The organism is Demequina sp., from assembly GCF_024642165.1.
In the GTDB taxonomy this organism is placed as follows: Bacteria; Actinomycetota; Actinomycetes; order Actinomycetales; family Demequinaceae; genus Demequina.
In genome coordinates this window covers 36132-48214 of the sequence record NZ_JAHEBP010000001.1, presented here as the reverse complement: position 1 = coordinate 48214, position 12083 = coordinate 36132, and the positions used below count along the sequence as shown (strand labels likewise).

The window sequence follows — 12083 nt, the reverse complement described above, 5'->3', positions numbered from 1 at the left end:
GCGCGCTCATCGAGGCACCCGCCGCATCGTCACGCGAAGCGCGACATGAGGGACTTGACGCTCGACACGTAGGTGACCGTGCCCGGATACAGGCCGTGCTTCCGCACCGCTGCTCCGCCCTGGTAGTACCCGCCGATGGCGTGGTCGAGCCGGTCGAACGAGCGGGTCAGCGACCGCAGGATCAGGACGCCGGCAAGCACGTTGTCCTCGGGATCCAGCAGGTCGAGGCGGCGGCCGGCCATGTCGGACGCCCACTCGCCCGACGTGGGGATCACCTGCATCACGCCGATCGCGTTGGCGGGGGAGACCGCGCGCATGTTGAAGCCGGACTCCTGATACGCCACCGCCTGCGCGAGCGCCGGGTCCACGCCGAAGCGGCGCGCGGTCGACGCCACCAGCCGGCGCATTTCGGCACGGGAAGGGACCTCCGTCGCGAGGAGCGCCGCCTTGTTCTGATTCGCGGCCGCCACCACATCCTTGGGGTAGGTCCGGCCCAGGAACGTGTCTCCCACGAGGCCCGTGGCCGCCGCGGCGCCACCCGGGATGGTGAGTCGCTGCCCCACCCTGATGAGCGACGGGTTCGCCAGCGAGTTGGCGCGCGCCAGGGCGGCGACCGTGGTGCCGTTGCGAGCCGCGATCGCGGACAAGGTGTCGCCGGGGCGAACGGTATAGGCGGCGGGAGCCTTCGCGGCCGGAGCCTTCGCGGCGGGCATCGAGCTGGGTGTGGCGACGGCGGCGGAGCCGCCACCGGGAATCGTGAGGCGCTGCCCCAGGCGGATCAGCGCGTTCGCGGAGAGGCCGTTCGCGGCGACGATCGCGCGCACGCTGACGTCGTAGCGCTGCGCGAGCGCCCAGACGGTGTCGCCGGACGCGACCACGTGGGTCGCCGACTTCGCCTTCGGCGCGGCGGTCGCCTTGGTGGAGGGGATCACCAGGGTGCGGCCCACGTAGATGGTCGCGCGCGAGTCGAGGCCGTTGGCGGCCGAAATCGCGCTGACGGTTGCCCCATAGCGGTGCGCGAGCGCGGACACGGTGTCGCCGGGCTCGACGCGGTGACGCTCGTCTGCGGCCGCGGGCGCGGCAGCGGCGACGGCGATCACGCCAGCGAGCGCGGCCCCGAGCGCCGCGCGCACCGCGACGGATCCGGTGGCGGGTGACAGTCCGGGCATGCGCTCCTCCTGCGGGACGGGTGTGCCTGATGTGGCGGATGTGACAGATGTGACGTTAGCCCGGGTGAGCCTGCGTGGCAAGGGCTCTCGCCACCCTCGGTACGCTGAGCCCATGACCGAGGACGCCGCCTGGCTGACCGTGCCCGACTTCGCCGACCGACTGGGCATCACCGCCAGTCGTGTGCGCGAGATGGTCCGTGAGGGCGAAGTGGTCGCGATGCGCAGAGGCGAACGGCAGATCTTGCAGGTGCCCGCCGGCGTGATCGTCGAGGGCGAGGACGGCCCGGAGGTGCTGGCCACCCTGCGCGGCACGCTCACGCTGCTCCGTGACGCCGGGTTTCGCGACGAGGAGAGCATCGAGTGGCTGCTCGCTGACGAGCCCGAGCTGGGGATGTCGCCCCTGGACGCGCTGCGCGAGGGCCGCCGGGCTCACGTCCGACGCATCGCACAGACCCTTCTCTAGCCGCCTGGCAGGGGCGGAGCGGGCCTCAGGCGCTCCGGTCGATCGCGGCGTCGACCAGCGCCAGCACGGCTCCGGCGTCGTCGAGCGCGGAGTCGAGCGCCGCTCGCGCGAGCGCGGCATGCTGCTCGATCTCGGCCTCGACGAACGCGAGCGCGCCGGATTCCTCCAGCGCCAGCAACGCATCCTCCAGCGCGCGGCCGTGGGCCGCGCTCGTGCCGAGCACCGCGGTCACCGCGTCGCGCTGCGCGGCGGTGCCGTGCGCGGCGGCATGCCACACCAGGAGAGTGCGTTTGCCCTCCCGTAGATCGTCGCCCACCGGCTTGCCGGTGACGTCGGGGCTTCCGGTCACCCCCAGCACGTCGTCGCGGAGCTGGAAGGCGATCCCGAGCGGGACTCCGGCGGCGCGCAGGGCCCGGATGGTCGCCTCGTCGGCACCCGCCGCCGCGGCGCCCATCGCGAGCGGGAACTCGGCGGTATAGGACGAGGTCTTGGCCCGCATCGTCGCGCGGATGTCGTCCTCGAGGGCGGGGAGCGAGGCCAGCGGCGACGCGGCCACGCGCATGTCCAGGTGCTGACCGGCGGTGCACAGCACCGCCATCTCGTCGAACAGGTCGGCGACCCCATCGCCCGCCCGTCGCGCGGCGAGCGTTGCCCCCCGCTGCGCGGCCACGAGCGCGACGTCGCCGGCGAGGATGGCGCCGGCGCGACCGTACGCCTCCGCGTCGCCGTGCCATCCGGCTCGCCGATGTCCTGACTCGAACTCGCGGTGCGCCGCCGGGCGGCCACGCCGGGTGTCCGACCCGTCGAGAACGTCGTCGTGGATGAGTGCGGCCGTCTGGAAGAGCTCGAGCGCCGCCGCCAAGAGAACGGCGGACTCGCGCTCGGTGCCGCCGCAGGCCTCGAAGGCCGCGAGCAGCAGGCGCCCTCGGAAGGCCTTGCCTCCTTCGGAGGACGCCGCCAGCCGCTCCGCGAGATCGGCCGCAGCGGGCCCCGCCGGCGCCATCGCAGCGCGAGCCCACGCGAGCAGGCGGTCCACGTCGGCGGCGATCGCCGCGCGGGGGTCATCCGGCTGGTGGTCCATGGAGCCAGCGTACGGCGGCGACGAGGCGTGATGTCCCCAGCCGGGGTCGTCACAGGCCGCGTCCCCGGAGTCCGGCGCCGGCGCGTGGTCGCGGCGTGGCCGGTCGCAGGCTGACGTCATGACAGTGATCACCGGTCCGGGCGAACTGGTCGCCCTCATCCCCTCGATGCTGGGCTTCGAGCCCTTCCAGAGCGTGGTCGTGGTGCTTGTTAAGGAGCGAGGCGCGATGGCGGCGATGATCCGCCTCGACGCCCGCGACTTGCTCACGGATGACGCGCCCGAGATCGCCTTCGGCGTCGCCCGTCACGCCGTGCGGGAAGGCGCTCGCCGCGCGGTGGTGCTCGGGTTTCTCGACGATGCCTCAGCGTGCGGCGCGGCCATCGATGCAGTGACGGGCGCGCTCGCGGACACGGTGGGCGAGGTCGAATCGTGGCTCGTGGTGGACGGCCGCTACTTCTGCCCGGACTGCGCCGATCCGAGCTGCTGCCCGCCCGGCGGCCGCATCGTCCCGGACGCGGGGCACCCCGGCGAGCGCACGTGGAGGGCTGGCTCTCCCGGCTGGAAGCGTGCGGCGCCCGAGGCGCGACGGCTGAGCGCCCGCGCCGCGAACCGCGCCGAGGGCAGGGCGGCGCGAGACCTGGTGCGATGGCGTCGGTCGTCCCTGGACGAGTGGCTGGTGGCGCTCGACGACGGCGTCGGAGGTCCCGCGCCGCTCGGCAGGCTCGCCGCCGGCCTGGGAGACGTGCGCGTGCGTGACGCGGTGCTGCTCGCGCTGATCCCCGGCGCCGAGGATGCGGTGGATGACGCCCTGGATGGGCGCGACTCGGCGGCGATCGCCGCCTCGCTGGGATCGGGGATGCGGCCGTCGCGACCGCCGGACCCGGATCGCACCTGCGCCGCGGGGGAGATGCTGAGGAACGTGCTCGCGCACGCCCCTTCCCGGCTCAGCGCACCGCCTGCCGCCACGCTTGGCGTGCTGGCATGGTGGATCGGTGACGCGGCGTCGGCGCGCTCGTGGTGCGAGATCGCCCTGGACGCCGATCCGGGGTACCGTCTGGCTCTGCTCACGTTGGCGCTCATCGGTACCGCGTCGGGTGAGGCGTGATCCCGGCGCTGCGGAACGAATCCGTTGACAACCGCGTTACAATTTAATGGATTTGCGCGAGGCGATCAGCGGAGCCTCACCATCCACTCCGTGACAGGTCGAGAGGCAAGCCGTGTCGCCAGAGCAGTCGGGTCGCGCCACCGGTCCAACCGGTGGCGGGGAAGAAGGTTCTTCGCGTCGCCCGGCAGTCGCAACCCCCGCATCGTCCGACGTTTCGCTGCCGCCCCGCGGCGGATCAACCCCGAAGGAGAAGGCCACGACTACCGCAGCCGCATCCAAGACCACCGCAGCCGCCACGACCGACGCCACGGTCGACCCTGCACCCACCGACGAGACCGCGGCGGAAACTCCCCGCAAGGCCGCGCCGCGCAAGGCCGCAGCCAAGGCTCCCGCCAGGTCCACCGCGGCGAGCCGCCGGGCGGCCGCGAAGCAGGACAAGGACGTCGCCGATGGCGAGGCTCAGGCCGACGCGCCCGATTCCGAGGACGGGGAGCCGGACGGCGACCAGGTGGCCGGAGAGGCCGCGACCGCGGCCGGCGAGGACGAGTCCGAGAGCCGCGGCTTCATACTCGGCGCGACGGACGATGACGCACCGGTGCAGCAGGTGATGACGGCCGGCGCCACCGCGGACCCCGTCAAGGACTACCTCAAGCAGATCGGAAAGGTCGCGCTCCTCAACGCGGAGCAAGAGGTCGACCTCGCCAAGCGCATCGAGGCAGGCCTGTTCGCGGAGGAGAAGCTCTCGTCGGGGGAGAAGATGACCCCCAAGCACCGCCGCGAGTTCGAGTGGATCGCGAACGACGGTCGCCACGCCAAGAACCACCTGCTCGAGGCGAACCTGCGACTGGTGGTGTCCCTCGCGAAGCGTTACACCGGCCGCGGCATGCTGTTCCTGGACCTCATCCAGGAGGGCAACCTGGGCCTGATCCGCGCGGTCGAGAAGTTCGACTACACCAAGGGCTACAAGTTCTCGACCTACGCGACGTGGTGGATTCGTCAGGCGATCACGCGCGCGATGGCCGATCAGGCCCGCACCATCCGCATCCCGGTGCACATGGTCGAGGTCATCAACAAGCTCGCACGCGTGCAGCGCCAGATGCTTCAGGACCTGGGCCGCGAGCCCACGCCCGAGGAGCTTGCGCGCGAGCTCGACATGACGCCCGAGAAGGTGGTCGAGGTCCAGAAGTACGGCCGCGAGCCCATCTCACTCCACACCCCGCTGGGCGAGGACGGCGACAGCGAGTTCGGCGACCTGATCGAGGACTCCGAGGCCGTGGTGCCCGCGGACGCGGTGGGATTCACGCTGCTCCAGGAGGAGCTGTCCAAGGTGATGGACACTCTGAGCGAGCGTGAGGCAGGAGTGGTCGGCATGCGCTTCGGCCTCACCGACGGCCAGCCCAAGACGCTCGACGAGATCGGCCGGGTGTTCGGCGTGACGCGCGAGCGGATCCGTCAGATCGAGTCGAAGACGATGTCGAAGTTGAGGCACCCGTCGCGTTCCCAGGTGCTGCGCGACTACCTCGACTAGTAGCCCGGAGGGAGGGCGCGCCCGTGCATGCACGCAGGCGCGAATTGCCGCCATCGCTCGGCATCGCCGGGAGCCTAGGATGCCTTCAACGCGCCTGACGACCGGTCCGCGCAGATTCGAGCGGTAATGGCGCCCAACCTCTTTGGCATCGGGGTCTTCGGCTCCCTCGTCTTCCTCGGCGGGGTGCTTCTACTCGTCGTTGCGATCATTGGACTTGCCCTCAGGAACCGCCGGCTCGCGCGCGCCGCATCGATCGCGGGCCTGGTGGTCACGGTCGGTGGCACCGCAATAGCGGGGATTGCCAATGCGGGTACGACCGCGGTGGCCCTTGCTCAGGCGGTGGTGTTCGTCGGCTTGTTCATCGCGTCGTCGCGCGGCAAGTCGAAGGCGCCAGGGGACGCGTCGTCGGTCGGCTGAGGCGCACCGCGGGCGGTCTGCGCGACTACCTCGACTGACCCATCGCAGCGACCGAGAAGCGCCCCTCCCGCCTCTGCGGGGCCGGGCGCCTCCGCCGCTCCAGGCCGGGTCGACTGCGTGGTGACCATCCTGGGAACGACCCGCTGTGGCCCTCGACGCGCTTCCCTCGTTGGCGCCTCCGTGTGGGGAGCCGCGCGCGATCACCCCGCCGCGTCGGTCCCAGCGGTGGCGAACCAGGCGGCCGCTTCGGCGCGATTTGAGGCGCCGAGCTTGGCGAGGATGGAGGATACGTGCACGCTCGCTGTCTTAGGCGAGATATAAAGCCGCTCGCCGATCTGCGGGTTGGTGAGGCCCTCGGCGATGAGCTCGAGAACCTGCCGTTCGCGGGCGGTGAGGACGGAGGCGGGCCCGTCCGCGGCGTTCGTGCTGCCCGCGCCGATGCGCGCGAGTGCGTGGCGCGCCCAGCCGGCGACCAGGCCCGTCCCGCGCTTGGCACCCTCCGCGGCGATCTCTGCGAGCTCCGTGACCGCCTCGGCGCGCGCCCCGGCATCCAACCGAGCGCACGCGAGCTCGTACCGTGCTCCGAGCGCGAGTGCTACCCGACCGCCTTCGACGTCCGCCGCGTCGCGTGCGGCGGTCCACCGCTCGACGCGGCCGGGGTCGCCGGCGATATCCGCGAGGAAGGCGGTCATGGTGGCCCGCAGCGGCCTGGACCATCGGTCGTCGGTATAACACTCGACGCAGCGCCGGAGCCCCCTCTCGAGCGCGGGGTCGATGTCCACGCCTCGCGCGCGAGCGAGCGCGAGCAGGCGCGCTCCTGAGACGAGGAACTCGCGTGCGATGACCGCGTGGTCTGGCAGCCGCTGATCGGTGAGCAGCGCCGCCGCGTCGAGCCCCTGCTGGAGCGCCCGGCGCCTGTCAGCACCCGCCGTGGCGTGCGCGCGAGACACGGCGGCGTCGATGGCCAGGCGCGCCCAGTCGGCCGACTCTTCGATGTCGTGGGCCATCTCGGCTACCACCGGCCGCATTTCCGCCGCGATAGTGAGGTAGCCATCCTGGTCGCCGTCCCAGAGTCGAGCGCCGGCCTCGACGCGCTGCGCCACCGACAGCCACCGGCGCGACTCCCCGCGCCACAGCACGCTGGCGCGACGCGCGTGGTAGATCGCCTCATCGACTCGCCCGAGTGCGGCCAACGCATCGGCGGTGTTCGCGTGGATGTACCCTCCACCCGAGCGCTCGCGGCCAGCCGCTATCGCCTCGTCGATCCCTCGCAGCCCCGCCTCCACGGCCTCCTGGTATCGACCCATGGCGACCAGCTGGTCCACGCGATTCGAGCGGGCGATCAGGCCGCCCTCAGAATCGGGCCCCTCGACTGCGCAGGCGCGGTCGAGAGACTCGAGAACCTCGTCGTTCCTGCCGAGCGCCTGAAGCACGATGCCGCGCAACCGCAGCACTGGCCCGAGCGTCTTCGGATCGTCGACGGTCTCGGCGATGGCGAGCGCGCGATCCGCCAGCGGCAGCCCATCCTCCGCACGCTCCCTGGCGGTCGCCCGCAGGGCGAGCGCGGTCGCGCGCATCGGCGCCATCGCGGGGTCCGACGATGTCGCGGCCAGGCGTTCGAGTTCGGCGAGGTGGTCGCTTCCGCAGGCGCAGAGGTCTGCATCGCACGAGACGTTGGTGGCAACCCGGTGGAGGGCCGCGAGCTCGAGCGGCGTCGCGTCGGTGCAGGTCGCCAGCGCGTCGTCAACCACCGTGACGGCGGTGCGCTTGCGGCCTGCCGCGAGGTAGTCGCCGGCGATGTCGGCGGCGATGGCGGGACGGCTCCGTCCGGCTCGACCGGCAGGTTCGCTGACCACGTTCCACAGTTCGAGGAGCCGCTCTCCCAACTGGGCGCACGCCTCGAAGGCGTGCGCATCGCGCGCCTCGTCGAGCGCCGCGACGGCTGCGTCGAACGCGCGCACCGGATCGCGCGCGCCGAACCAGTGCGCGGCGATGCCCGCCGACAGCCCGCGTTCGCCGCGCGCCGCGCGCGCCTCGAGGGCCTCCGCGATGGCAGCGTGGTGCCGGGCGCGCTCCGAGGGAAGCACCTCCTGGTACACCGCTTCGTGGACAAGCGCGTGGCGGAACGCATAGCCGCTGCCGTCGACGAGGAGGAGATTGGCGCCGATGCAGGCCTGTAGGCCGTCGACCAGGCCATCGCGGTCCCCGTGCCACACGTGAGCGAGAGTCTCGTCGTCGACGCGTACGCCGGCGACCGCGGCCAGCTTCGCAACCGACCGCGCGGCGGTGGTGAGCCGGTCGTATCGCGCCAGCACCACGTCACGAAGGGAATCGGGCAGCGGGCCGGGCGGCAGGTCGAGGACCTCCTCGACGAAGAACGGCACGCCGTCCGTCCGCTCGACCAATGCCGCGAGCTCGCGGGCGGTGGGTGGCCGGCCCATGATCTGGTGCGCCTGGTCGTCGATCTCCTCCGCGGAGAGTCGGGCGATCTCGATGGTGGTGACGGCGCGGTTGCGCCCGAGCTCGGTGAGCACCGCGCGCAACGGGTGGCCGCGCCCGACGTCGTCGGACCGGTAGGTGAGCACCAGCGTGAGATGGGTCGCACGCAGGGCCACCGCGAGCGTGGCGACCAGCGCGAGCGAGGCCGGATCCGCCCAATGAAGGTCTTCGAGGACCATGATCACGTGGACGCCCGCGGTGAGATTCTCGACGAGCACCTCGATCGCCTCGGCGACCTCGGCGGTGGCGGGCGCGTGCTCGCTCCGATCAATTCCGAGTTCGGGGATCAGGGCGGCCAGCGGTACGAGCGTCGCCGGACCGCCCGCCGCGGCGCGGAATGCGTCGAGCCCGACGGCATCGAGCAGCTCGAGCAGCGCCCGCCGGAAGGGCATGAATGGGGCGCCGATCGGGCCCATGTCCACGCAGTGGCCGGTCGCGATCGCGCGCGGTACCGGGGATTCGCTCGCGCGCGCCTCGGCGAGCATCTCGGCGACGAGCCTGGACTTGCCGATACCCGCCTCGCCCCGCAGGACGAGCACGCGTGGACTCCCCGCCGCACCGTCGAGGACCGCGGCGCGTAGGGTTTCCCACTGCTTGCGCCGTCCCACCATCCTTGTGGCCGGCGCGATCGCGCTCATCTGCATATCGTGTCACCGTCCAGCGATCCGCGACAGGGCTTCACGCCGCTGCGGCGCGGCCGGTGAACCGCGACACGGCCGGGCGAGCCGGTCGCGCGAACCAGTCGCGCAGCGACCGGCGGCGCACGGGCGCCGTGCCCTCGATGCGCTCGAGCTGGGCCCGTCGGCGTTCCGCCGCGGCGTCCAGGCCCGCCGCGCGAGACTGGAGGTAGAGGTCATTCCCCGTGAGGTTGTCCATGATCGCTCCCCTTGTTCCGACCGACCGGCCGGGTGCCGGTGCTCCAACACCCCTCACGGTGCTCTCTAAGACGCAACGGCGGCATCGGGAGGATGCCCTATTTCTGCTCGCGCGGCGTCCTAGCTCAGCGGTACGCGTACAGCGGTGGCTCGGGCGCGAGCGCCGCGCCACGTCCGTCACGGCACCTCGGTCACGGCACCTCGGTCACGCCACGTGGGTCACGGCACCTCGGGCGGGACCTCCGGCGTATCGACGCGTGCGGCGACGCGGTCGCGGGCGGTCTGCGCCACCACGATGGCAACCAGCACGAGTGCCGCGCCCGCGATCTGCACCGGGAGCAGAGTCTCGCCCAGCCACACCCACGCGACCAGGAAGGCGAACAGGACCTCGGACGACGCGAGGATGCCCACGGCGGTGGCGCTGACGTGGCGCAGCGCCATGAAGATCAGCACGAACGGCGCGAAGCTACCGAGCGTGACGATCCACGCCAGCGGCACCCACAGTGGAACCTCGACGGAACTCAGCGCGCCGTCGAGCGAGATCCGTTCGACGAGCAGGGCGGGGTCGATGCTCCACCAGCCGGAGAACAGGCCCCAGAACACGCTGGCGAACAGCGCCGCCCAGAACGCGACCGCCATGGGAGGGCGCCGGGCGACCCCGCGCTCGCCCGCAAGGAAGTAGAACGCGTACGCGACGGCGGCGCCGAGGCCGGCCGCGATCCCGAGCCCGTCAAGCGAGGAGTCCCAGACCTGCGCGACCACCGCGAGGCCCACCAGCACGCCGCCGATCGCCCACCACAGGCGCCGATGCACAGGCTCTTTGAAGACCACGAGCGCCGTCAGGGCCACCAGCACCACGGCGGTGTACTCGAACAGCAACGCCACCCCGACGGGCAGGCGGGATATCGCGACGGAGTACAGCCACTGGATCATCGCCAGACCGGCGACGCCGAGCGCCGCGAAGAAGCCGACCTCGCGGCCCGACAGGCGGAACTGGCTGCGATCCGTGATCAACAGCACCATGCCCGCGATGGCGGCGGTCGCGACCGTCCGCGCGAACGTCAGCTGCTGCGGGCTGATGCCCGCCGCCATGACCACCTTCGACATCGATCCGTTGATGCCGAACATCGCGGCGCCCAGAAGAGCGAAGAGCGCGCCAAGCGCGGCAGAACGATGGGCGGGAGGGGCGGCTGATGTCACGGCCCAAGAATAGGGCCGCAGGCGCGGCCACTGCCGCTAGCATCGTGCCATCCGAACCTGCGAGGAGAGCCCGTGACCGTCCTGCGCATCGTCCTGTTGATCCTCCACTTCATCGGCCTTGCGGCCATCCTGGGCCCGTTCCTCGAACAGTGGTGGGGCAACGCGCGCCGCATCACCATGGCGATGGTGTGGGGCGCGCGCGCGCAGGTGGTGACGGGCCTCGGGCTGGTGGCCGTCGCTTATGCGTCGGACCACGAGCCGGATCACGCGAAGGTCGCGGTGAAGCTGGTGATCGCCCTCGCGATCGCCGGCCTGGCGGAGGCCAACCGGAAGAAGGACAGCGCGCCGCGCGCGTGGCTGCTCGTCGGAGTGCTCACCGCCGTCAACATCGCCGTCGCCGTCGCCTGGCGCTGACATGATCGAGGTGCGTCCGGCGGTCGCGGCAGATGCCGCTGAGATCGTCCACCTGGGCGCCCTGATGTACAAGGCCGTGGGAGCGAAGCCCACACCCAGCTGGGCGGTGGAGTCGACGCGCACGGTGCGGGAGCGCCTCGACCGCGACCTCTTCGGCATGGTGATCGACGCGCCGGAGGGAGGGCTCGCGGCGTGCGGTCTGGTGAACGTGGCGCCGCGGCTGGCGCGCCCCGGAGCGGATGCCCATCAGATGGGGTACATCCAGTGGGTGTCGACCGCCCCTCAGCACCAACGCCGGGGTTACGCGCGGGCCATCATGGAGGCGCTGCTCGCCGAGACGGACCGCCGCGGCATCGAGGTGGTCGAGCTCCACGCGAGCCCCGCGGGCCTGCATCTCTATCAGGATCTGGGCTTCTTCATCAAGCACGACAACGTGTCCATGACGTCGCTGAGGCGCAAGCCGCGCGCCTAGGTCGCGCGGCCGTCCCTGCGCTGTGCGAGGGAGTGGCGCACACGTGCGGCGACCGTGGTCACGAGCGTCGCAGCGACCGCGACGGCCGCGACCCCCACCGCCGTCCAGCCCACCACGGCGTCGGACGGCGTCCCGTTGAGGCGACCCTCGCCGATCCACACCACGCCCCACGCCATGGCGCCGGTGGTGGCCCACGCGAGTGTGGCCGTGCGGGCGAGGTCGCGGGCGACGGCGATCGCGAGGAAGCCCACCGCCACCAGCACGCCTACGGCCGCCGGCATCCCCTCGCCCGGCTCGAGTCCGAACCAGACGACGCCGAAGGCGGTCACGTTGGCGACGGTGGCGACCGACGCCCAACCCAGATAGAGACCCACGGGAAGGTCGAGCGCGAGGGCCTCGATGAAGGTGGACGGTCCGCTCTGCCCCAGGCGCGCGACGGCGAGCACCAGCACCACAACGATCGCGGCGAGCACTCCCACGGACGCGAGCAGCCATCCCTCCTGGACCACTGCGATCCAGGCGGCGTTGAGCACCATCGCGGCGAGCACGTGCCAGGCCACCGAGCGGACCCGCGGGCGCGAACCCGGGCGCGGGAGCGCCTGATACACCGCGAACACCAGCAGGCCGGTGTAGATCACGGACCAGATTGCGAAGGCGGGTGTGGCGGGTGCCAGCAGCGTGGCGTCGGCGGCCAGCGCCCCGCCCGCCGCTTCCTGGATGGGGGTGCCGCCGAAGGCGCCCGAGCCCCACGCGGCGCCCACGATCGCGAGCACGGCGCCGGCGGCGACGACCACACGGGTCGCCACCGGCGCGGTCGTGCGATCAGCGGTGATGGTGGTCATGGTTCCTCCTTGCGGGGG

12 protein-coding genes are annotated in these 12083 nt (G+C 72.1%); 6 read left to right on the top strand and 6 right to left on the bottom strand.

Features of this window, described 5'->3' with window-relative positions; translation table 11 throughout:
• Positions 1 to 29: 29 nt before the first annotated feature.
• Entirely contained in the window at positions 30 to 1169 is a 1140-nt protein-coding gene (locus Q0L54_RS00220) for a LysM peptidoglycan-binding domain-containing protein (RefSeq protein ID WP_296664425.1), read from the bottom strand.
• 112 nt (positions 1170 to 1281) lie between these two features.
• On the opposite strand from Q0L54_RS00220, the gene Q0L54_RS00215 reads away from it, so the two are divergent.
• Complete coding sequence (locus Q0L54_RS00215) at positions 1282 to 1632, top strand: Rv2175c family DNA-binding protein (RefSeq protein ID WP_296664424.1); 351 nt, start codon at positions 1282 to 1284, stop codon at positions 1630 to 1632.
• Between the two features lie 25 nt (positions 1633 to 1657).
• On the opposite strand, the gene Q0L54_RS00210 is transcribed toward Q0L54_RS00215, so the two are convergent.
• Complete coding sequence (locus tag Q0L54_RS00210) at positions 1658 to 2713, bottom strand: polyprenyl synthetase family protein (RefSeq protein ID WP_296664423.1); 1056 nt, start codon at positions 2711 to 2713, stop codon at positions 1658 to 1660.
• A 118-nt stretch (positions 2714 to 2831) separates the two neighbouring features.
• Here Q0L54_RS00210 and Q0L54_RS00205 point away from each other — a divergent pair, with 118 nt between their 5' ends.
• From Q0L54_RS00205 to Q0L54_RS00195, 3 genes are all read left to right on the top strand, one after another.
• A complete protein-coding gene (locus Q0L54_RS00205) occupies positions 2832 to 3818 on the top strand; it encodes a DUF4192 domain-containing protein (RefSeq protein ID WP_296664422.1) in 987 nt (328 codons plus the stop codon).
• Between the two features lie 112 nt (positions 3819 to 3930).
• Positions 3931 to 5346, top strand: a complete 1416-nt coding sequence (locus Q0L54_RS00200; protein ID WP_296664421.1) for an RNA polymerase sigma factor — start codon at positions 3931 to 3933, stop codon at positions 5344 to 5346.
• Positions 5347 to 5472: 126 nt separating this feature from the next.
• Positions 5473 to 5763: a hypothetical protein gene (locus tag Q0L54_RS00195; RefSeq protein WP_296664420.1), complete on the top strand. Its 291-nt coding sequence runs from the start codon at positions 5473 to 5475 to the stop codon at positions 5761 to 5763.
• 200 nt (positions 5764 to 5963) lie between these two features.
• Here Q0L54_RS00195 and Q0L54_RS00190 read toward each other — a convergent pair whose 3' ends face one another.
• From Q0L54_RS00190 to Q0L54_RS00180, 3 genes are all read right to left on the bottom strand, one after another.
• Positions 5964 to 8900 carry an AAA family ATPase gene (locus Q0L54_RS00190; RefSeq protein WP_296664418.1) on the bottom strand — a complete coding sequence of 979 codons (2937 nt, stop codon included), beginning with the start codon at positions 8898 to 8900 and terminating at the stop codon, positions 5964 to 5966.
• A gap of 40 nt (positions 8901 to 8940) precedes the next feature.
• Positions 8941 to 9138, bottom strand: a complete 198-nt coding sequence (locus Q0L54_RS00185; protein ID WP_296664416.1) for a hypothetical protein — start codon at positions 9136 to 9138, stop codon at positions 8941 to 8943.
• Between the two features lie 218 nt (positions 9139 to 9356).
• Entirely contained in the window at positions 9357 to 10337 is a 981-nt protein-coding gene (locus Q0L54_RS00180; protein ID WP_296664415.1) for a DMT family transporter, read from the bottom strand.
• Positions 10338 to 10409: 72 nt separating this feature from the next.
• On the opposite strand from Q0L54_RS00180, the gene Q0L54_RS00175 reads away from it, so the two are divergent.
• A complete protein-coding gene (locus Q0L54_RS00175; RefSeq protein ID WP_296664414.1) occupies positions 10410 to 10751 on the top strand; it encodes a hypothetical protein in 342 nt (113 codons plus the stop codon).
• A 1-nt stretch (position 10752) separates the two neighbouring features.
• The gene (locus Q0L54_RS00170; protein WP_296664412.1) at positions 10753 to 11223 is read left to right on the top strand and encodes a GNAT family N-acetyltransferase; all 471 of its coding nucleotides are present in this window, start codon (positions 10753 to 10755) and stop codon (positions 11221 to 11223) included.
• On the opposite strand, the gene Q0L54_RS00165 is transcribed toward Q0L54_RS00170, so the two are convergent.
• Positions 11220 to 12065 carry a tryptophan-rich sensory protein gene (locus Q0L54_RS00165; RefSeq protein ID WP_296664410.1) on the bottom strand — a complete coding sequence of 282 codons (846 nt, stop codon included), beginning with the start codon at positions 12063 to 12065 and terminating at the stop codon, positions 11220 to 11222. The two genes, Q0L54_RS00170 and Q0L54_RS00165, sit on opposite strands and share 4 nt — an antisense overlap.
• Positions 12066 to 12083: the final 18 nt, after the last annotated feature.